The following is an 18989-nucleotide window of genomic DNA, read 5'->3' on the forward strand; positions in this document are numbered from 1 at the left end:
AGCGCTCGCGTCAGGCGGGTGAGCGCCTCAGGGCGACTCGTCGTCCGACGCGTGGCGCACCACGGCGTTGCCCTCTTCGTCGAGCTCGACGAGCACGCCGTTGGCCAGCTCGGCGATCGGCTTGCCCTCGAGCCATGTCAGCGTCCATCGTGGTCTCGGCGCGCCGAGGACGTCGACGGGGATGGTGGCATCCACACCCGCGATTCCCTCGCGCAGGCTCTCGGGGACCGCCTCCGGCGGTTCTTCTCCCGAGGTCCATCGTGTTCCGAGTCTCATCAGACCTCCCTGAGCTCGATCTCGACGACCGTGGTCTCGGCCGCTTCCACATAGGTCAGATCCTCGATCCGTCCCACAGCCTTCAGGTCGCCCTCCGCCAGGCGCAGGGCCTCGAGCCGGTCGGCAGGCGCCCCCAGAACAAGGCGGGTGACCGGAGTCTTCTGCGACGCCTTGGCCTCGGTCTTCGCTCGGCGGATGCCGATGAGTGCGGCGCCGACCGCTGCGAGCACCGCCGGGTCGCCGTCGCCGTCGCCGGTCTCGGGCCACGCCGAGGTGTGGATGGATCCATCCTCGAACCACGACCACGCCTCCTCCGTCGCGAACGACACGACCGGGGCGAGAAGGCGCAGCAACGTCGACAGGGCGGTGCGGAGGGCAAGCGCGGCGGAAGGCTGCCCGACGTCGGTGCGGTCGTAGGCGCGCTCCTTGACCAGCTCGAGGTAGTCGTCGCAGAAGGTCCAGAAGAACGACTCGGTGACCTCCAGCGCCCGCGCGTGGTCGTAGGCGTCGAGGGCGCGCGTGGCCTCGGCGACGACGACGTCGAGAGTGGCGAGCATCGAGGCGTCGAGGGCGTGGGTGATCTGCGCGCCGTCGGGAACAGGGAAGGACAGGACGAATTTCGCGGCGTTCAGGATCTTGATCGCGAGGCGCCGGCCGATCTTCACCTGCGTCGGGTTCTGCGGATCGAAGGCGGCGTCGGCGCCGAGACGACTCGAAGCCGCCCAGTATCGCACCGCATCCGAACCATGCCGCGAAAGGATGTCGGCAGGTGTGACCACGTTGCCCTTCGACTTGGACATCTTCTTGCGGTCGGGGTCGACGATGAAGCCCGAGATGGCGGCATCGGTCCACGGCGCACGGTCGTCCTCGAGCACGCTTCGGAGCATCGTGGAGAACAACCAGGTACGGATGATGTCCTGGCCCTGCGGTCGGAGGTCGAAGGGCGAGACGAGGTCCCACAGCCCGTGATCCCGCTCCCAGCCGCCCACGAGCTGCGGGGTGAGAGAAGACGTCGCCCAGGTGTCGAAGATGTCGCGCTCGGCGTCGAATCCCCCCGGCATCCCGCGCTGGTCCTCGGTGAAGCCGGCGGGCACGTCGATGGTCGGATCCACCGGCAGGCTCTGCGGGTCGGGGGTGAGCACACGCGAGTAGTCGCGTTCGCCCTCGGCGTCGAGCCCGTACCACACCGGGATCGGCACGCCGAAGAAGCGCTGACGTGAGACGAGCCAGTCCCCGGTGAGTCCACCGGTCCAGTTCTCGTAGCGGACGCGCATGAAGTCGGGATGCCACGACATCTCGCGACCGAAGGCGATCAGGCGCTCCCGGAGACTCTCGTCGCGCGCGCCGTTGCGGATGTACCACTGCCGCGTCGACACGATCTCGAGGGGGCGGTCGCCCTTCTCGAAGAACTTCACCGGATGGGTGAACGGTGCGGACACCGACATGAGCTCGCCGCTGGCCTCGAGCTGCTCGACGACGACCTTCTTCGCGCTGAAGACGGTCTTGCCGGCAAGCTCAGCGTAGGCCGCGGTGCCGCGGTCGGAGACGATGACATCCGGGGCCTCTGCGACCAGGCGTCCGTCCTTGCCCAGGATCGTGCGGTTCGGAAGGTCGAGTTCCCGCCACCAGATGATGTCGGTGACATCTCCGAAGGTGCAGATCATGGCGATGCCGGAGCCCTTGTCGGGCTGTGCGAGCGGATGGGGCAGGACGGGGACCTCGACGTCGAACAGCGGGGTGCGCACCGTCGAGCCGAACAGCGGCCGGTAGCGCTCGTCATCCGGATGTGCGACCAGCGCCACGCACGCGGGCAGCAGCTCCGGGCGCGTGGTCTCGATGTGCACGTCGCCCGACCCGTCGCTCTTGTGGAAGGCGATGCGATGGTAGGACGCCTGCTGATCGCGGTCCTCGAGCTCGGCCTGCGCGATCGCGGAGCGGAAGTCGACATCCCACAGCGTGGGTGCGAGCGCCTGATAGGCCTCGCCGCGCTCGATGTTGCGCAGGAACGCCAGCTGGCTGGTGCGGATCGTGTCGTCGCTGATCGTGCGATAGGTCTGATCCCAGTCCACGCTCAGTCCGAGCTGGCGGAACACCGCTTCGAACTGCTTCTCGTCTTCGACGGTGAGACGCTCGCAGAGCTCGATGAAGTTCCGGCGGCTGACCGGCACCTGGTCGGCGGGCTTGATCGTCTTCGTCGTCCCCTCGAACGGCGGCGTAAACGACGCGTCATAGGGGAGGGAGGGATCGCACCGCACGCCGTAGTAGTTCTGCACGCGGCGCTCGGTGGGCAGGCCGTTGTCGTCCCAGCCCATCGGATAGAACACGGCCTTGCCTCGCATCCGCTCGTATCGCGCCTTGATATCGGTGTGCGTGAAGCTGAAGACGTGGCCGATGTGGAGGCTTCCCGACGCCGTCGGCGGGGGTGTGTCGATCGAGTACACCCCGCCGCGTCCGGCAACCGCGGCCCGCGCGCGGTCGAACCGGTACGTTCCCGCGGCGTTCCATGCGACATCCCACTTGTCTTCGAGACCTTCGAGGGCGGGCTTGTCGGGGATCTCGGCCATGGTGCTCCTTGCGCGGTATGGGCGGCACTGTGTGAGCGTGCCTGAATGTGCGGGTGGGCACAGTCTACCGACGCAGGACGGCCCCTCGCTGAGGCCGGGTCACCCCCGCTGAGGTCGAGTCACACCTGAACGGGCTCGGGAGCCGCGACGTGCGCCGCCGTCGGCATCCGGGCCGCGACCCATGCCGCGAGCAGCGTGATGGCCGACATGATCGCCAGGACGATCCCGGGGTGCCACCACGCATAGGCGGTGGCCTCGCCCAGGGCGAGGGTGAGCGCGGGCACGAATCCGCTCACGGTCGCGGCGATGGCGTACGACAGCGAGAGAGCCGAGTAGCGGAAGTGATCGGGGAAGAGGTCGTTCATGAGTCCGCCGAGTGCCGCCCACGCCATCGTCGGCAGGATGCCGCCGATGATCATCGTGCCCACGAGGATCGGGAAGGTGGCGAACTGCAGCAGGAAGTACATCGGGAACGTGATCAGAAGCGTGCCGAGTGCGCCCCACATCACCACACGGGCGGACCCGATGCGGGTGGACCACCACCCGAAGAGGGGGATCGTGACCAGTTGCAGCAGACCGCCGATGGTCGTGGCGACCAGGAGGTCCTGGTAGGCGAATCCGAGCTGGGCGACCCCGTAGTTGACCGTGTACGTGTTCATCAGCGAGTAGGAGCCGATGCCGAGCAGTGCCGCGCCGATGGCGACCACGATCGCGAGCGGACGCCGGGCGAACATCGTCACGAACGGCACCCGGTCGCGGCGGCCCTCGGCGACGACGTCGCGGAAGACCGGCGTCTCGGTGATCGTCAGACGCAGGTAGAGCGAGACGGCGAGGAGCGGTATGGCCAGCAGGAACGGGATGCGCCAGCCCCACGCTGCGAGATCCTCGGCGCTGAGCACCTGAGTCATCACGATGTACACGGTGGCGGAGAGGATGGACCCGACCGGTGAGCCGAGCTGCGGGATGGCCGCGAAGAACGCGCGACGCACGGGGGAGGAGTGTTCGGTCGCGATGAGGATGGATCCGCCCCACTCGCCGCCGAGCGACAGGCCCTGTGCGATGCGGAGCGCGATGAGGAGAGCAGCGCCCAGCCAGCCGGCCTGCGCGTAGGTGGGCAGCATCCCTATGAGGCCCGTCGCGACGCCCATGATGCCGATGGTCCACAGCAGAGTCGCGCGCCGCCCCAGGCGATCGCCCATGTAGCCGAAGAGCACCGCGCCGATGGGGCGCACGACGAACGCGAGCGCGATCGTCAGGAACGACGTGAGCGTCGACCCGAACTCGCCGAGCGGCGAGAAGAAGAGCGGGCCGAGGAAGAAGGCGGAGAAGTACGCGAAGACGTAGAAGTCGAACGATTCGAGCGACGTGCCGACCATCGAGGCCCACGCCACGCGGCGCGGAGTGGAGGTCGGAGCTGTGGATGCGGGGGAGGATGTCACGAGCGTCAATTGTGGCACGAGTCCAGAAAGGCGGCATCGGGCGAAGAAGACCGGCGTCGGGAGGGTTCACCCCGCGATGGTCGCGGGTCGCCGATCCGCGCGTAGAATGTCCGGACAGACATCGATCCGGCCATCACCGGGGAGTCCTCGGAAGAACGTTCCGTCGTCCGCTCTCGATCGTGCGGCGGGATCACTAGAACCGAGCGGGTCAGGCCCGTCACAGCCGCTGTGAGAGTGGCCCCGGCCCGCGACACGCGGGTCGAGCGGCACGCGGGGTGGTACCGCGGTTCTCCCGACGGGTGGATCGTCCCCGCAGGACGAGAACCTGCGAGAGTGCGATGACCTACCCCCGATCCTCCTTCGGCCCGGCCGCCGACGTGCAGCCGAGCCCGCGTTTCCCCGACCTGGAACAGCAGACCCTCGCCTTCTGGGCCGAAGACGACACCTTCCGGGCCTCGATCGCACAGCGCGACGGTGCGCCGGAGTGGGTCTTCTACGACGGCCCGCCCTTCGCCAACGGACTGCCTCACTACGGTCACCTCCTCACCGGCTACGCCAAGGATCTCTTCCCGCGCTTCCAGACCATGCGCGGCAAGAAGGTCGACCGCGTCTTCGGATGGGACACCCACGGGCTGCCCGCGGAACTCGAGGCGATGAAGCAGCTCGGCATCACCGAGAAGAGCGAGATCGAGGCGATGGGCATCGCCACGTTCAACGAGAAGGCGCGCTCGTCGGTGCTGGCGTACACCCGCGAGTGGGAGGACTACGTCACGCGCCAAGCGCGCTGGGTCGACTTCGAGCGCGGCTACAAGACCCTCGACACCGGCTATATGGAATCGGTGCTCTGGGCCTTCAAGACCCTCCACGACCGCGAGATGGCCTACGAGGGGCACCGCGTGCTGCCGTACTGCTGGCGCGACGAGACGCCGCTGTCGGCGCACGAGCTGCGCATGGACGATGACGTGTACAAGATGCGGCAGGACCCGTCGGTGACCGTCACCTTCCCGCTCGTCGGGGCCAAGGCCGAGGCCCTGGGCCTGACCGGCGTGCGAGCCCTCGCCTGGACGACGACGCCGTGGACCCTCCCGACCAACTTCGCGCTCGCGGTCGGACCCGACATCAGGTACGCCGTGCTGCCGGCCGGTCCCGCCGGTGCCGCGGACGTGCACCGGGATGACGACCCGGTGGAGGCCACGGCGCACCGCTACCTGCTGGCCGAGGACCTGCTGGCCGGATACGCGAAGGACCTCGGCTACGCGTCACCCGAGGAGGCCCGCGAGGCGGTGACGGAGACCTTCCTCGGCGCCGACCTGGCCGACGTCTCCTACGATCGCCTCTTCGACTACTACGCCGACACCGACGCGTGGGGCACGCGCGATGCCTGGCGCATCCTCGTCGACGACTACGTCTCGACCGGCGACGGCACGGGGATCGTCCATCAGGCGCCCGCGTACGGCGAGGACGATCAGCGTGTGACCGCGGCCGCCGGGATCCCCCTCGTCATGAGCCTCGACGACGGTGGGCGATTCCTGCCGCAGGTCTCCGACGTTGCGGGCGAGTTGTGGATGGACGCCAACCGGCCACTCATCCGTCTGCTGCGACAGGCCGGCCGCATCCTTCGGGAGGCGAGCTACGAGCATTCGTATCCGCACTGCTGGCGCTGTCGGAATCCGCTGATCTACAAGGCGGTCTCCAGCTGGTTCGTGCGCGTGACCGACATCAAGGACCGTCTCCTGGCCGGCAACGAGCAGATCGCGTGGGTGCCCGAGAACGTGCAGCACGGGCAGTTCGGCAAGTGGCTCGACGGAGCACGCGACTGGTCGATCAGCCGGAACCGCTACTGGGGGACGCCGATCCCGGTCTGGCGGAGCGACGACCCCGAGCACCCGCGCGTGGACGTGTACGGCTCACTCGCGGAGCTCGAGCGGGACTTCGGCGAGCTCCCGTGCAACGAGTCGGGCGAGGTCGACCTGCACCGGCCGTACATCGACGAGCTCACCCGCCCGAACCCCGACGATCCCACGGGCCGCTCGACGATGCGGCGCATCGAGGACGTGCTCGACGTCTGGTTCGACAGCGGCTCGATGCCGTATGCGCAGGTGCACTATCCGTTCGAGAACCAGGCCTGGTTCGACGAGCACTCGCCCGCCGACTTCATCGTCGAGTACATCGGGCAGACGCGCGGCTGGTTCTATGTCATGCACGTGCTCTCGACCGCCCTCTTCGACCGCCCTGCCTTCACCGGAGTCTCCTGTCACGGCATCGTGCTGGGCAGCGACGGGCAGAAGATGTCGAAGTCGCTGCGGAACTACCCCGATGTGAGCGAGGTCTTCGACCGCGACGGTTCGGACGCCATGCGCTGGTTCCTGATGTCGAGTCCGGTGCTGCGCGGCGGGAACCTGGTCGTGACCGAGGAGGGCATCCGTGCGGGGGTCAGGGAGTTCCTCCTGCCGCTGTGGAACTCCTGGTACTTCTTCGCCACCTACGCCAACGCGAGCGGGGTACGCGGATACGAGGCGACGTGGCGCACCGACAGCACCGATGTGCTCGACCGATACATCCTGGCGCTCACGGGCGACCTGGTGCGCGGCGTCGCCGACGATCTCGAGGGACTGGACTCCACGACGGCCGCCGCGCGCCTGCGTGACTTCGCCGAAGTGCTGACCAACTGGTACATCCGCCGCTCGAGGGACCGGTTCTGGGTGGGCGTGACCGACGATCCCGCCAGCAGAGACGCCTTCGACACGCTGTACACGGTGCTCGAGACCCTCGCGCGGGTTGCGGCGCCCCTGCTGCCGCTGGTGTCGGAGCACGTCTGGAAGGGCGTGACCGGCGGACGCAGCGTGCATCTGCAGGACTGGCCGGATGCCTCGGCCTTCGCCCCGGCGTCCGACATCCGCTCGGCGATGGATGCCGTGCGCGAGGTCTCGAGCGCAGCGAACGCCCTGCGAAAGCGCGAGGGGCTTCGCGTGCGGCTGCCGCTCGCGGCGCTGACGGTCGTCGTGCGAGACGCCGCCGCGCTGGTGCCGTTCGAGGCGATTCTGCGCGAGGAGCTGAACGTCAAGGCCGTCGAACTGATCGAGCTCGACGAGGCCGTCGCCGAGCGGTACGGCATCAGCCGCCGGCTGAGCGTGAACGCCCGAGCCGCCGGCCCGCGACTGGGCAAACGCGTTCAGCACGTGATCGCCGGCGCCAGAGCCGGCGTCTGGGAGGAGATCGACGGCGCGGTGATCGTGGACGGCATCGCGCTCGAAAGCGGCGAGTACGACCTCACGCTGGAGGCGGGAGGCGTCGCCGAGGGCGTGGCCATCTCGCTGCTTGCCGACGGCGGCTTCGTCCTGCTGGACACCGTCACGACCCCCGAGCTGGAGGCGGAGGGACTGGCCCGCGACATGATCAGGGCCGTTCAGGAGACCCGCAAGGCGGCAGGATTCGAGGTGAGCGACCGCATCCGCCTGGAGCTGCTGTTCGCCGACGCGGGCGATCTGGCCAAGGTGGAGTCGGCGTTCGAGATCGCGGACGTCGCCGGCGAGACGCTCGCCCGTGAGCACGTCCTCGGGGACACCGCGACCGGATCGTCGATGGAGTTCGAGACCACCGTGACTGCGGGCACCTACGCGAACGCCGGCGTCGTCACGGTCCGCGTTTCCCGGATGGAGGCGATTCGATGACCGATCGCGAGAGAGCCGACGCCGTCTACGCGGCGCTTCTGGACCGCGCCGGTGAGCGATGGGTGCAGCCGCGGATCGAGCGCACTCAGCGGGTGCTCGACCTGCTCGACAATCCGCAGCGCACCTATCGCGTGGTGCACATCACGGGCACGAACGGAAAGACCTCGACAGCCCGCATGATCGAGGCGCTCGTGCGTGCGCACGGGCTTCGCACCGGCCTGTTCACGAGTCCCCACCTCGACCGCTTCACCGAGCGCATCCTGGTCGACGGTGAGCCGATAGACGACGCGGCCGTCGCCGACGCCTGGGACGAGATCGATCCCTTCGTGGGGATGATCGATGCCGAACTCGTCGCCGAGGGGGAGGACCCGCTGACGTTCTTCGAGCTCCTGACGGTGCTCGCGTTCGTCGCGTTCGCCGATGCCCCCGTCGACGTGGCGGTCGTCGAAGTCGGCATGGGGGGTTCGTGGGACTCCACGAACACCGCCGATGGCGATGTGGCGGTGCTCACACCGGTGGGCATGGACCACGCCGACCGCCTCGGCAAGACCCCGGCCGAGATCGCGACCGTGAAGGCCGGGATCGTGAAGGACGGCGCGCTGGTGGTCTCGGCACGGCAGGACACCGAGGTGGAGGCGGTCATCCGCGCCACGGCCACCGCGCGCGGTGCCAGGGTCGCGTTCGAGGGTCGTGAGTTCGCCCTGACCGAGGCTCGGCTCGCCGTCGGTGGCCAGCAGCTGACCGTGCAGGGACTCGCGGGACGCTACGAAGGGGCCTACCTGCCGGTGTACGGGTCGCATCAGGGGCGAAACGCCGCTCTGGCGATCGCCGCCGTCGAGATGCTTCTCGGTGCCGGCGGACGCGCGATCGCGGAGGACGTGCTCGCCGAGGCGCTGACCGTCGTCACCTCTCCGGGCCGGCTGCAGCTGCTCGGCACCGCGCCGACCGTGCTCGTCGACGCGGCCCACAACCCTCACGGCGCCGCAGCGCTGGCCACTGCGCTGCGGGAGTCCTTCGCGTTCGAGGAGTGGGGCGTGGTGCTCGGCGTGCTCGCCGACAAGGATGCCGCCGGCATCGTCGCGGCCCTCGCGCCGATCGCCACGCGCGTCTTCGTCACCGCACCCGCCTCGGACCGCGCCGGTGACCCAGACGCCCTGGCCGATCTCGCGGAGGCCGCGGGGTTGGACGTCACCGTGCACGGTGATCTTCCGACCGCCGCCGACGAAGCCCGGGCCTGGGCGGTCGAGTCCGCTCAGCGTGCGGTGGTCATCGCGGGCTCGGTGGTGCTCGCCGGCGAAGCGATCGCGGTATCGGTCGCCGAGGGATGGAAGCGCGGTGGCGCCGATGCGTGAGCCCCGAGTGAGGCGTTCGAGAGGAGCGGCCGAGTCGCTCGGGGCGGTGGTGCTCGGATTCGAATCGATCATCGTCTTCCTCGGTGGACTGGTCGTGTTCGGACTGCGCGCCCTCCCGGGGTCGATCCCGCCGTGGTGGGGGATCGTCGGCGGCACGGTCGTCGCACTGGCGATGGTCGTCACCGCTGGTCTGCTGCGGTACCGTGCCGGGATCGTGCTGGGGTGGGCCCTCCAGGTCGTCGTCGTCCTCGGCGGATTCCTCGTTCCCGCGCTGGTGCTGGTCGGTCTCATTTTCGGAGCGATGTGGGCGTATGCGACCATCAAGGGGGCGGCGCTGGACCGCCGGAACGCCTCGCGTGCCGCAGACGCGGACCCCACGAACGGAGACTGAATGGCCACCGAAGAAACCCTCGTCCTCGTCAAGCCCGACGGCGTCGCCCGCGGTCTCACCGGCGTGATCCTCGCCCGGATCGAAGCGAAGGGTTACGCGCTGGTCGACCTGCGCCTGGTCGAGCCCGAGCGCGAGCGTCTCGAGCGCCATTACGCCGAGCATGAGGGCAAGCCCTTCTACGAGCCGCTGCTCGAGTTCATGATGTCGGGCCCCTCCGTGGCCATCCGGGTCGCCGGCAACCGGGTCATCGAAGGGTTCCGCTCGCTCGCGGGAACAACCGACCCGACCACGGCTGCACCCGGCACGATCCGCGGCGACCTCGGCCGCGACTGGGGCCTGAAGGTGCAGCAGAACCTCGTGCACGGGTCTGACAGCCCCGAGTCGGCGGCCCGCGAACTCGCCATCTGGTTCTGACCCTCTCCTCAGCCCGACGAAGGCGCCGCATCCCCCTGGGGATCGGCGCCTTCGCGCTGCAGCTCAGCCGAAGATCGTCTGGAAGATGTTCGGAAGGGCGTTCAGCTGCACCTGTGCCAGCAGCACGACGACCGCATAGCTGAGGATCGCCATCAGCGGCACCCAGGCCATGAGGCCTGCGGCGGCCTTGCGCACGCGCGCAGGAACCGGCACCACGCCTGACCGCAGCAGGTGGGTCGTCACCGCGTAGAAGGACGGGATCGTCACCGCCCAGGTCACCATGCACCACGGGCACAGCGTGCCGAGGTCGAAGATGCTCTGCGCGATCAGCCAGACGACGAACCCGAACGCGAACGCCATGCCCGCCCAGAAGCACCACCAGAACCAACGCGCGAAGCGTGCTCCGGCGAGGATCGCCGCGCCGACGACGATCGGTGCGACCCACCCGGTGAGGCCGAGGATCGGGTTGGAGAAGCCGAAGACGCTGCCCTGCCAGGAGTCGAGATTCGCGCTGCACTGCACCAGCACGCTGAAGTCGCACGACGCCGACGCGCTCGGGTCCGCCAGTCGCTCGATCTTCTCGACCGTGAGGTTGAAGGCGGCGAACCACCCGATCACCCCCGCGATGATCAGCCAGATCGCCAGGCCGGTCGGGCGGGTGTGCGACAAGGGCGAAGCCATACGGCGACCCTCTCATCGTCCGCTATGGGTCTGCTGTGGACCGACTGCGGCCGCGGTCGCGCATTATCGGAGCGAAAGTGCGATAATGATCGTTTTGGCTTTCGGTGGTCGCTATTTCTGGAAATAGCGCCGTCCTCCTGCGGATGAGAGTACCCGAAGGCGGCGAGTTTTAGGCCGAAATTAGGCCACCTCAGACCTGGTGCGTGAGCCACACGTTGGTCTGGTTGCCTCCCACAGCCGTCGCAGGCGTGCCACCGCTCGATGAGATCGCGAAGTACAGCACGTCACCAGAGAGCACCTGCACCTTGGCCGACGCGATGATGGAGTCGTACGCCGACGAATTCGCCAGGTAGGCGGTTGCTGTGCGGATGACCGTGCTCGTTCCGCCCCGTCGCCGATACACGTCGATCCACACTGTCGCCACGGAGTTGTACACGGTGGCCTGGACGCGGAAGTCGACGTATCCGGCTTCGTTCACCGTGAACTCGCCCGAGCTGTAGCTGAAGACACTGTCGGGATCGATGGTGATCTCCGGCGACTGGAACAGGATCTTCGTGCCGCCTGCGGCGCTCTGGCTGGCCGTCGACACACGGGACACGTAAGTGCTTGTCCCACCGGCTCCTGGCTCTCCCTGGGGTCCCTGAGGGCCTTCTGGCCCTGCTTCTCCCTGGGGTCCCTGGGGTCCCTGGGGACCTGTGGGGCCCTGAGCCCCGGCCTCGCCGTCTGCACCGGCAGGCCCCTGCGGCCCAACTTCGCCTTGTGGACCGGTGGGTCCCGTCGCGCCGGTCGCTCCCGCGTCTCCGGTGTCACCCTTGTTGCCCTTGTCACCCTTCGGTCCGGCTGGTCCGGTGGGACCTGGAACGGTCGAGTCAGCACCGGCAGGACCCTGAGGCCCGGGGGCTCCAGAAGGCCCCTGAGGCCCGGTCGGTCCGGGGATGGTGGATGCGGCTCCGGTGAGCCCCGTAAGCCCTCGGGGACCCTCAGGACCGGTGGCGCCCTGTGGCCCGGTCGGGCCGACTGAGCCGGTGTCTCCCTTGTCACCCTTCGGTCCGGCAGGGCCGGTCGCCCCGGCAGGGCCGGTGGCTCCGATGGGGCCTTGCGGTCCTTCCGGGCCAGGAGGGCCTCCAGGGTCTCCAGGGTCACCCTTCGGCCCGGTAGGGCCAGACGGGCCCGCGGGGCCGGTGGCGCCGGGTACTGCGACCTCGACGACTTCCGTCTCGGTCACCTTGACTTCGATGCGGCTCACTTCGTTACCTCCTGGCTCACAGTCACGGCTCCCTCGGCCCATCGCAGGCGCTTCCCGCCGACGACGACTTCGAGGTCCCACACGCCACGCTCACGCTTGCTCCATGCGTCGGTGGCCGTAGCGCTCGCGGGAATGCGGACGGTGACCCAGCCGTCCACGTCATCGATCTCGGTGATGCACTCGGTCCAGAGCGTGCCGCCGTGTCGGTTGCGAAGCTGGGCCTGAGCTTCGGTCGGGATGATGGGCGAGCCCTCGGCGTCCACACGACGCTGGGTCCACTCGTGATCAGTTCCGACGTAGACCATTCGGTCCCAGCGGATGGGTTCGGATGCGGTAGTCATGGCTTCTCCTAGGGTCAGCCGCCGATGCGGAGGGCGTTGAAGATGGCGACGAGGCCGACAACCCCGCTGATGATGAGCGAGAGCACGCCGGTCACGCGTCCCCACCGGGCGGAGTTGTCGTCTTCGAGGTCGTTGACGCGCTCATCGAGGCGGGCAATCTGCTTGCCCTTCTCGTTGAGGCGTTGTTCGGCGGAGTCGTGGCGGGTCTCGGACTGGTGAAGGCGCTCGGCGTGGGAGGACACGAGCTGGGTCAGCATGCCCTTCATCTCGGCCACGTCTAGCCGGGTCTGCATGATGGGGTCGTCGGTGCTCATGCGCCCCTCCCGTCGTAGTCCGGGGACTCGTGGCCCTGGTAGACGGTCACGGTGGCGCTGGGGTCGTCCTGGACGTTCAGGATGGCCAGCACGAGCGGGAGGATGACCGGTGCCGCGTCGGCGGGCAGGAGGTCGAAGTAGATGAGCACGGGCACGGCGGCGATGCACACGCCGTACACGTAGCGGCGGATAGCGGGGGTCAGGAACTTCTTCATGGTGTTCTCCGGGTAGGGGTTATCGGACGTCGGTCCAGCTCGTGCCGTTCCATCGGCGGGCTCGCACGTACACCCACGCGGAGCCGGTCCACATGCGGGTGCGGCAGTCCTTCCAGACGCCGTCGATGAAGGCGCGGCCACCGCTGAGGGTGTCGAAGGAGCGCGTGGAGGACCACGAGCCGGAGCCGTCGCTGGACTGCGCACGGACGCGCGTGTAATACGTGTCTCCGGGGGTGAGGTTCGAGCGCGTGAGGGACCGGCTGGTGCCGTTGTTGACGGTGGTCGCACCGGAGAAGTTCGAGTTCGTCGAGATTTGGAACTGGTAATTCGTGATGTTGGCGTGACCTCGGGAGGCGGAGCCCCACGAGAAGGTGGCCGACACGGGCCCGATGTTGGAGACGGACGGGGTGCCCGCCTTGCCCGGGGCTTCCTTGATGCGGTCCGCGGAGAAGTTCACCGTGGGCGTCTGGGCACTGCCGAAGACGGAGCTGGTGGAGTGGTCCGCGACGATAGTGACGGTCAGGTTGCCGTCGCCGTTGTGACCCTTCCAGCCGGTGGTGCCGGAGCCTAGGGTGATCTCCTTGCCGCTGTAGTCGCCGCCATCGGTGAAGCGGAGGTCGTGGGAGCCGCTGTAGTAGGACCCTTCGACGTTGACGGCCCACGGGTGCGAGTCGTACGCGAAGGAGCCGTACCCGCTCTTCGAGCGCGCGTAGAGCCGCCAGTTGTAGCGGGAACGGTTGTTCCCAGAGTCGGTCGAGTGCGTCGAGACGGACAGGATCAGCTCGTACTGCGGGCGACCCGAGTAGTCGTCGCGCGCGGTGCCGCTAGCCATGGGTCACCTCCTCCTTCGGGTTAGATCGGCTGGAACCACAGGTGCCCCACGACCGGGCTTGCCGGTGCGGTGGAGCCCACGTGGACGGCGATGGTGGGCGAGTCGCGCTTGGCGCGGTTGGCGATCTCATCCCGGGTGCGGTTGATCTCGCGGGCGCCGTACTTGACCTTCCCGTTCTCGCCCGTGTCGGGCACGGTCTCCATGCCTGCCGCCGCGGCGGCGTCTCCGATAGCCATTAGGTCCAGTCCTCCCATTCGGTGTCGGTGGTTGGGGTGTCGTCCCACTCCAGAGCGGGGTCGACGGCGAGCCACGAGCCGGGCGTGACCTCGGTGAGGCCGGAGGACTCGATGTCCATGAGGCCTTCGTCAAGGCGCCAGGCGACGCGACGAATGCGGCCGACCTGGTCGAAGGTTCCGGGCAGGGAAATGCCGATTTCCATGCCGGGGGTGGCCGCGTAGTCGGTGGCGACGGTGACGTCCTGCGTGCGGCCCTGACCTGCGAGCTTGTTCAGGCGCGCCTGAGCGGCACCGGGTCCGGGGTAGGGGCGGTCCAGCTCGACGCGGACGACGTTCGGCCCGGTGCCTGCGTGGTCCACGCGACGCTGGGTCACGCCGTTCTCATCGGTCCAGCGGTAGACGACCACGACGCCGGTTGCGTAGAGGCCCGACAGTGCGCCGATGGCGTCGGTTCCCTCGGTGGTGTTCGACACTTGGGAGACGATGCGCCCGGGCAGGACGTACTCCTGCGGGTCGATGAGGTACCAGCGGCGCTGTTCGTCGCAGAACAGGCGAAGGCCCGCGGCGGCCGTCAGCGGTGCGAGGAACTCCCACGCGTTGGTGCCCGCCTCCCAGCGGAAGAGTTCGGGGGCGCGCTCGACGATGGGCGTACGGGTCGATGCGGAGGCATTGGCATCGCCAGCCCAGTCGTAAACGTAGAGGCTCGTGTCCGGGGTGCCCCCGTAGAAGAAATCCTCCAGCACTCCCTCGTTCCACATGAATCCGTCGATGCGGGTAGCGGTGTCGTCGGACCCGTCGTAGTAGAAGAGCGTGTTGACGATGGCGTACTGCGCGCTTGTCGGCGCAACGGAGGTCTGGTGGACGCGGCTCCAGCCATTGGAGGGGTTGCACGAGAAGCTGGCGCTTTCATCGCGGCGGATGCGGCGGTCGTTGGCGTCGTAGAAATCGATGGTGGCGCGGTGATTCCGGGTGACCACGGGCATCGCGTGATAGCTGAAGGTATAGAGCCGCCCCGGCGTGACGGGGAACTTTGTGGTGGCACCGGAGAAGGCCCAGCCCGCCGACGAACCGTTGCGGCGGTACACGATGTAGTGCGGGCCAGCGAACGGCGTCGATCCAGAGCCAATCGTCAGCCCAGTCGCGGTGGTGCCGGTGCCGAAGTCGCCGACTGTCCCGGTGCCGACAACCGGGTCCGGCCATTCGTTCGCGGCGCTCCAGGTGGCGGTGATGTCCGCGTCGGTGGTGCCAGCTTCGAGGGCGGCGCCGGGGATGCACTTGCCCAACACGTAGTTCACGAGTGAGCGGACGGATGCCTCGTGGGTGCGTGGGGTGCTGTCGTCGGTGACGTCTGCCCAGCGCTGAAGGATGGCCTCATCGGTGGCCAGGTCAATGCGGACCTCACGGGCGGCGTGGTCGACGGTGCGGTCCGTCATGACGAGATCGAAGGTGCGATCACCTGCGGGGACCCACGTCTGGGTGGCTGGGGTGAGGATGGATCTCGTTTCGAGAATCGACGCGGAGGCGTTGGCCGTGGTTGCCCACGAGTAGCGCTCCAGCTCCTGGTCGATGCTCTCGCCGTCGAAGTAGTCGCCCGCCGTGGCGGCCAGCTCCACGAGTACGCCGGTCACGTCGAGCGTCACGCCGGTCGTGCCACCGGAGGGGAAGATGAGCGCCACTCCGGAGCCGGTCGAGGTGCTCGCCGTGAAGGTCGGTCCGGAGACGTCGATGATCGAGAGGCCAGCCGGGATGTCGATGGTCTCCAGCGTCGTCTGGCCGGTGCTGGACGTGGAGGTAGGGCGGGTCACCACGGAGACACCTGTGAGCGCGGCTGAGGCTCGCACGGTGAGGGAGACATGGACGTCCTGGCCTGCGTTCGGCATCGTCGAGCCAACGAGCATCGAGATGCGACCCGCGCTGGTGGACACTCGCGTCCACCGGATGGCGGTGGGGATGTCGCCTTCCATGTCGGTGCGCAGGGAGTAGGAGCCGGAGCCCTGGCCCCAGTGCACAGAGCTGGTGGTGGTCCCACGCGGCGACCGGAAGAGGTTTCGGCGAGTCTCAGTCCAGGCGGAGTACGTCGCAGGGGTCTCGGCCCACGAGCCGGTGACGGAGGTCGTCAGCTCGACGCGCTGGTTTTCGTACGGGTCCAGCTCCTCGGCCAGCTCCGGGGTGGCCAGGGGCACGGTGATGGAGGCCTGCCCGTATGGGGCCCAGCCGGAGTCAAGCGCGACACTGCCCTGCGAGACGTCGAGGGATTCGGCGTCATAGAGGGCGGAGGCGCGGGGTCGGTTCTCGAAGCTCATGCGGTCAGCTCCTGATACCCGACCTCGATGACGTACATGCCACTGCGCGGGTCCAGCGTTGGCATGCTCAGCTCCCCGTCGAGGGCGTAGCTCATGCCGACCTGCGACACGGTCGAGGTGAGCGTGAACGAGGTCTCTTCGCCGTGCAGAGTGAACGCGGCGAAGGCCTCGGGGAGCGTGCGGTAGGTCAGGCGGAGCGTGCCGGAGCGGGGGCGAGGGGCGATGTAGGAGACGCCGATGGAGCCGTCCAGCAGGTCGTGGATGACGTTTCGGGAGGTGCGCGAGGGCGCGTAGCCGTCGATGGCGAGCGGGCTGGTGGTGCCGCTTCCGTTGGCGGCGCTGATGGTGTGTGCCATGGTGATCCCCTCCTCACACGAACTGCTGGTAGCCGGGCTGGTTGATGCGCATGTTGACGTAGGCCGTCTTCCGAGCCGGGGTCCAGTTGTCGTACTCGGAGGTGTTCAGGCGCAGGCGAACGGGCACCTCGAAGTTGCGTCGAAGGGCGTTCTGCACGGCGTCGTTCATCGCGGAGCCCTGCGTCTTACCCGCGGCGGTACCGTTGCGGCGGGCGGCGTCGATGATCCGGCCACGATTGGCGGCGTCAGCTCCGAGATAGGACTCGATGTAGCCCTGGGCGGCTTGCGGTCCCGCCTCTTCGGCGACACGGGCGGCTTCGGCGGCGACCTCGGGCGGGAGCAACTCCAGGTTGTCGCGCACGTACGCGTTCGCCTTCTCGACGGCCTCGGAGTCGCGAAGATACTTCTCAAGGTCGAACTCAGAGGCTCCCTCTTCGGTGACCGTGAAGTAGTTCTCGGCGTCCACGGCGGCGTTCTGCCAGGACTCGGCGAGAGCCTCGATGCGCTCGGAGTTGAGGAACTTCGTCGAGTTGTACAGCTCGTTGGCAAGCTCCGACTGCTCAACGGTCTTCTCCAGCTCGCCGCGCATCGCGGTGAGAGTGTCCTTGCGCTTGGCCCAGTCGTCGAGGTTGACGTCGGAGGACTCCTCCTTCATCTTCTCCAGGGCATCGTTGACCGCATCCAGGGCGTCTTGGGTGTCGCGGAGGTTGGCGCCGGACAGGCCCGAGATGAGCTTCTCGACCGGCGTCTCGGCGGCACGGGCGGCGTCCTTGACCTGGTCGATGTTCGTACCGAGATCGATGAAGTCATTCGCCAGCGCCTCGATGGGGTTACGGGCGAGACGTTCGGAGCCGAGAAGCTCGATGAGGTCGTCCACGCGCTCCGACATCGGAAGCTCGCCGCCGTTCTCGTACATGACCGACGCGAGGTCCACGGCCCGCTCACGGGCCTCTGCCAGCCGCTCCTGGGCCAGTGCGGCCTGGGACAGGACGGTGCCCATGATGGTGGCGAGAGCGATACCCGCGGCGGCTCCGATGGGGCCGAAGCCGGAGAGGGCGTTGGCGAGGGTCTCCTGCACGAAGTCGGCGACGTCGTCGAACTCGCCCGAGAAGGAGGCGGCGGCTTCACGTCCGGACTGGCCCGCTTCGTCCGCGGCTTCGTCGAAGCCCTCCTTCATCCGGTTCGTGGTCTGACGACTGTCGTCCTGGACCTTCTTGTAGGACTGGCGGAAGTGTCGCTCGATGGCCTCGGCGGTGTCCTTCGTCTCGTCTTTCAGGTCCTTCGTCGCGCGCTCAGCGATCTTCAGGTCGCGGTCGATGTCTCGGCCGACGTTGGCGTCGCCGAGATCTTCGAGGGCCTTTTCGGCGTCCTCTAGCGGTTCGATGACGCCGGACTTGATGCCCTTCTCGAACGCGCCGGTCTCGCTGGCGATAGCGATCTCGTACTTTCTGGCCATGGTTGATCAACTCCCTTCGGCGGCGTCGTAGAGGGTGCGCGCCGCGGTCTGGATCCACAGGGAGGCGACACGGGAGATCGAGGCCTTGCCGGACTCGAAGACCACGTACCCCTGACGGCGCGGAGCGAGGAAGACGGGGCCGATCTTGCGCGTGTACTCGTTGCCCTTCCGGGAGCGCTGAGTGACAGGACGGGACGGGTTCATGCCGAACTCGGCACCTGCCGCGACGACGGAGACCGGGGTGCCGGAGCTGAGCGTGCCCCGGCCTCCGGACCGGAGGAACACGTTTCGAGAAGTGGCCGAGACTTGCCGCGAGTCCACGAGGGCCCGCTGTTGCAGGCGCGTCGAAGCTCGGCTTCTCAGCTCGTCGAACCACACCTCGTCCGCGACCGGCTTAGTGCGCCGCGAGATCTGTCGTTTCGTCTCCGAGGGGACCTCCCTCAGAGCGAATGCCAGGTCGCGGAGAGGGGAGTCCACCAGGAGGCTGATGGACCCGGCCACGGCTCAGCTCGATACCGCGGTACGGACGGGCTTCGACGACGGCAGGCTGATGCTCGACTGCGAGATCTGCGCGGCGGCGCCACCGATGGACGGGGCGACGACGGTGATCGTTGCGGCGAACGACGCCTGAGCGGTCTCGACGGTCACCGTGGCCTCTTCGCCCTCGTCCTCGAAGAACATCGTGGCAAGGCCGGTGTCGGTCCAGTCCTGGAACAGGCCCAGGTTGAGGGTCCATCCGGCCTGACCGGCGAAGCGGTGGACGGTGCCACCGATGTCGGTGACCTCCTGAGTCGGTGCGTTGGGCACCCACTCGTAGGAGAGGATGTGCGACGTGTACGAGTTGGAGCCGACCGTGAAGGTGGCCTTGTTCAGGACGGGGTTGGATGCGATCTCGGGCATGG

Annotated in this window: 19 protein-coding genes; 4 read left to right on the forward strand and 15 right to left on the reverse strand. The window is 68.1% G+C overall.

What is annotated here, in order from left to right; translation table 11 throughout:
* Positions 1-27: 27 nt before the first annotated feature.
* The 3 genes from ACGG9C_RS00630 to ACGG9C_RS00640 form a co-directional block, all read right to left on the reverse strand.
* Complete coding sequence (locus tag ACGG9C_RS00630) at positions 28-276, reverse strand: hypothetical protein (protein WP_071043314.1); 249 nt, start codon at positions 274-276, stop codon at positions 28-30.
* Positions 276-2840 (reverse strand): valine--tRNA ligase, encoded by a 2565-nt coding sequence (gene valS, locus ACGG9C_RS00635; RefSeq protein WP_390178086.1) that lies wholly within the window; start codon positions 2838-2840, stop codon positions 276-278. The genes ACGG9C_RS00630 and valS overlap by 1 nt, the downstream gene beginning before the upstream one ends.
* 119 nt (positions 2841-2959) lie before the next feature.
* Complete coding sequence (locus ACGG9C_RS00640) at positions 2960-4279, reverse strand: MFS transporter (RefSeq protein WP_286720662.1); 1320 nt, start codon at positions 4277-4279, stop codon at positions 2960-2962.
* A 338-nt stretch (positions 4280-4617) separates the two neighbouring features.
* On the opposite strand from ACGG9C_RS00640, the gene ileS reads away from it, so the two are divergent.
* Genes ileS through ndk form a run of 4 tightly spaced genes read left to right on the forward strand, consistent with a single transcriptional unit; the run spans position 4618 to position 10107 of the window.
* Positions 4618-7950, forward strand: a complete 3333-nt coding sequence (gene ileS, locus ACGG9C_RS00645; protein ID WP_071043317.1) for an isoleucine--tRNA ligase — start codon at positions 4618-4620, stop codon at positions 7948-7950.
* On the forward strand, positions 7947-9302 hold the full coding sequence (locus tag ACGG9C_RS00650) for a bifunctional folylpolyglutamate synthase/dihydrofolate synthase (protein ID WP_390178087.1): 1356 nt from the start codon (positions 7947-7949) through the stop codon (positions 9300-9302). The genes ileS and ACGG9C_RS00650 overlap by 4 nt, the downstream gene beginning before the upstream one ends.
* On the forward strand, positions 9295-9693 hold the full coding sequence (locus tag ACGG9C_RS00655; RefSeq protein ID WP_071043398.1) for a DUF4233 domain-containing protein: 399 nt from the start codon (positions 9295-9297) through the stop codon (positions 9691-9693). Before ACGG9C_RS00650 ends, ACGG9C_RS00655 begins: the two co-directional genes overlap by 8 nt.
* Positions 9694-10107, forward strand: a complete 414-nt coding sequence (gene ndk, locus ACGG9C_RS00660; protein WP_071043319.1) for a nucleoside-diphosphate kinase — start codon at positions 9694-9696, stop codon at positions 10105-10107.
* 63 nt (positions 10108-10170) lie between these two features.
* Here ndk and ACGG9C_RS00665 read toward each other — a convergent pair whose 3' ends face one another.
* From ACGG9C_RS00665 to ACGG9C_RS00720, 12 genes are all read right to left on the reverse strand, one after another.
* Positions 10171-10788 carry a vitamin K epoxide reductase family protein gene (locus ACGG9C_RS00665; RefSeq protein ID WP_071043320.1) on the reverse strand — a complete coding sequence of 206 codons (618 nt, stop codon included), beginning with the start codon at positions 10786-10788 and terminating at the stop codon, positions 10171-10173.
* 190 nt (positions 10789-10978) lie between these two features.
* On the reverse strand, positions 10979-11377 hold the full coding sequence (locus ACGG9C_RS00670; protein ID WP_390178088.1) for a hypothetical protein: 399 nt from the start codon (positions 11375-11377) through the stop codon (positions 10979-10981).
* A gap of 653 nt (positions 11378-12030) precedes the next feature.
* The gene (locus ACGG9C_RS00675; RefSeq protein ID WP_390178089.1) at positions 12031-12375 is read right to left on the reverse strand and encodes a hypothetical protein; all 345 of its coding nucleotides are present in this window, start codon (positions 12373-12375) and stop codon (positions 12031-12033) included.
* A gap of 14 nt (positions 12376-12389) precedes the next feature.
* Positions 12390-12689 carry a hypothetical protein gene (locus ACGG9C_RS00680; protein WP_390178090.1) on the reverse strand — a complete coding sequence of 100 codons (300 nt, stop codon included), beginning with the start codon at positions 12687-12689 and terminating at the stop codon, positions 12390-12392.
* Positions 12686-12904, reverse strand: a complete 219-nt coding sequence (locus tag ACGG9C_RS00685; protein WP_390178091.1) for a hypothetical protein — start codon at positions 12902-12904, stop codon at positions 12686-12688. The genes ACGG9C_RS00680 and ACGG9C_RS00685 overlap by 4 nt, the downstream gene beginning before the upstream one ends.
* Before the next feature lie 19 nt (positions 12905-12923).
* Positions 12924-13736 carry a fibronectin type III domain-containing protein gene (locus ACGG9C_RS00690; RefSeq protein ID WP_390178092.1) on the reverse strand — a complete coding sequence of 271 codons (813 nt, stop codon included), beginning with the start codon at positions 13734-13736 and terminating at the stop codon, positions 12924-12926.
* 20 nt (positions 13737-13756) lie between these two features.
* A complete protein-coding gene (locus ACGG9C_RS00695; RefSeq protein ID WP_390178093.1) occupies positions 13757-13972 on the reverse strand; it encodes a hypothetical protein in 216 nt (71 codons plus the stop codon).
* Positions 13972-16275 carry a hypothetical protein gene (locus ACGG9C_RS00700; RefSeq protein WP_390178094.1) on the reverse strand — a complete coding sequence of 768 codons (2304 nt, stop codon included), beginning with the start codon at positions 16273-16275 and terminating at the stop codon, positions 13972-13974. The genes ACGG9C_RS00695 and ACGG9C_RS00700 overlap by 1 nt, the downstream gene beginning before the upstream one ends.
* Complete coding sequence (locus tag ACGG9C_RS00705; protein WP_390178095.1) at positions 16272-16631, reverse strand: hypothetical protein; 360 nt, start codon at positions 16629-16631, stop codon at positions 16272-16274. Before ACGG9C_RS00705 ends, ACGG9C_RS00700 begins: the two co-directional genes overlap by 4 nt.
* A 13-nt stretch (positions 16632-16644) precedes the next feature.
* Positions 16645-18087, reverse strand: a complete 1443-nt coding sequence (locus tag ACGG9C_RS00710) for a hypothetical protein (RefSeq protein WP_390178096.1) — start codon at positions 18085-18087, stop codon at positions 16645-16647.
* Positions 18088-18093: 6 nt separating this feature from the next.
* The gene (locus ACGG9C_RS00715; RefSeq protein WP_390178097.1) at positions 18094-18372 is read right to left on the reverse strand and encodes a hypothetical protein; all 279 of its coding nucleotides are present in this window, start codon (positions 18370-18372) and stop codon (positions 18094-18096) included.
* A gap of 219 nt (positions 18373-18591) precedes the next feature.
* Positions 18592-18987 (reverse strand): hypothetical protein, encoded by a 396-nt coding sequence (locus tag ACGG9C_RS00720; RefSeq protein WP_390178098.1) that lies wholly within the window; start codon positions 18985-18987, stop codon positions 18592-18594.
* Between the last annotated feature and the right edge of the window lie 2 nt (positions 18988-18989).

Source organism: Microbacterium sp. MTN4-26 (genome assembly GCF_042846595.1).
In the GTDB taxonomy this organism is placed as follows: domain Bacteria; phylum Actinomycetota; class Actinomycetes; order Actinomycetales; family Microbacteriaceae; genus Microbacterium; species Microbacterium luteum.

What these genes read in the sequence shown, in the direction of transcription:
- ACGG9C_RS00655 (WP_071043398.1), top strand. Translation starts at nt 9,295, where the DNA reads ATGCGTGAGCCCCGAGTGAGGCGTTCGAGAGGAGCGGCCGAGTCGCTC.
- ACGG9C_RS00700 (WP_390178094.1), bottom strand. Translation starts at nt 16,275, where the DNA reads ATGAGCTTCGAGAACCGACCCCGCGCCTCCGCCCTCTATGACGCCGAA.
- ACGG9C_RS00650 (WP_390178087.1), top strand. Translation starts at nt 7,947, where the DNA reads ATGACCGATCGCGAGAGAGCCGACGCCGTCTACGCGGCGCTTCTGGAC.
- ACGG9C_RS00685 (WP_390178091.1), bottom strand. Translation starts at nt 12,904, where the DNA reads ATGAAGAAGTTCCTGACCCCCGCTATCCGCCGCTACGTGTACGGCGTG.
- ACGG9C_RS00680 (WP_390178090.1), bottom strand. Translation starts at nt 12,689, where the DNA reads ATGAGCACCGACGACCCCATCATGCAGACCCGGCTAGACGTGGCCGAG.
- ACGG9C_RS00720 (WP_390178098.1), bottom strand. Translation starts at nt 18,987, where the DNA reads ATGCCCGAGATCGCATCCAACCCCGTCCTGAACAAGGCCACCTTCACG.
- ACGG9C_RS00675 (WP_390178089.1), bottom strand. Translation starts at nt 12,375, where the DNA reads ATGACTACCGCATCCGAACCCATCCGCTGGGACCGAATGGTCTACGTC.
- ACGG9C_RS00690 (WP_390178092.1), bottom strand. Translation starts at nt 13,736, where the DNA reads ATGGCTAGCGGCACCGCGCGCGACGACTACTCGGGTCGCCCGCAGTAC.
- ACGG9C_RS00705 (WP_390178095.1), bottom strand. Translation starts at nt 16,631, where the DNA reads ATGGCACACACCATCAGCGCCGCCAACGGAAGCGGCACCACCAGCCCG.
- ndk (WP_071043319.1), top strand. Translation starts at nt 9,694, where the DNA reads ATGGCCACCGAAGAAACCCTCGTCCTCGTCAAGCCCGACGGCGTCGCC.
- ileS (WP_071043317.1), top strand. Translation starts at nt 4,618, where the DNA reads ATGACCTACCCCCGATCCTCCTTCGGCCCGGCCGCCGACGTGCAGCCG.
- ACGG9C_RS00630 (WP_071043314.1), bottom strand. Translation starts at nt 276, where the DNA reads ATGAGACTCGGAACACGATGGACCTCGGGAGAAGAACCGCCGGAGGCG.
- ACGG9C_RS00710 (WP_390178096.1), bottom strand. Translation starts at nt 18,087, where the DNA reads ATGGCCAGAAAGTACGAGATCGCTATCGCCAGCGAGACCGGCGCGTTC.
- ACGG9C_RS00695 (WP_390178093.1), bottom strand. Translation starts at nt 13,972, where the DNA reads ATGGCTATCGGAGACGCCGCCGCGGCGGCAGGCATGGAGACCGTGCCC.
- valS (WP_390178086.1), bottom strand. Translation starts at nt 2,840, where the DNA reads ATGGCCGAGATCCCCGACAAGCCCGCCCTCGAAGGTCTCGAAGACAAG.
- ACGG9C_RS00665 (WP_071043320.1), bottom strand. Translation starts at nt 10,788, where the DNA reads ATGGCTTCGCCCTTGTCGCACACCCGCCCGACCGGCCTGGCGATCTGG.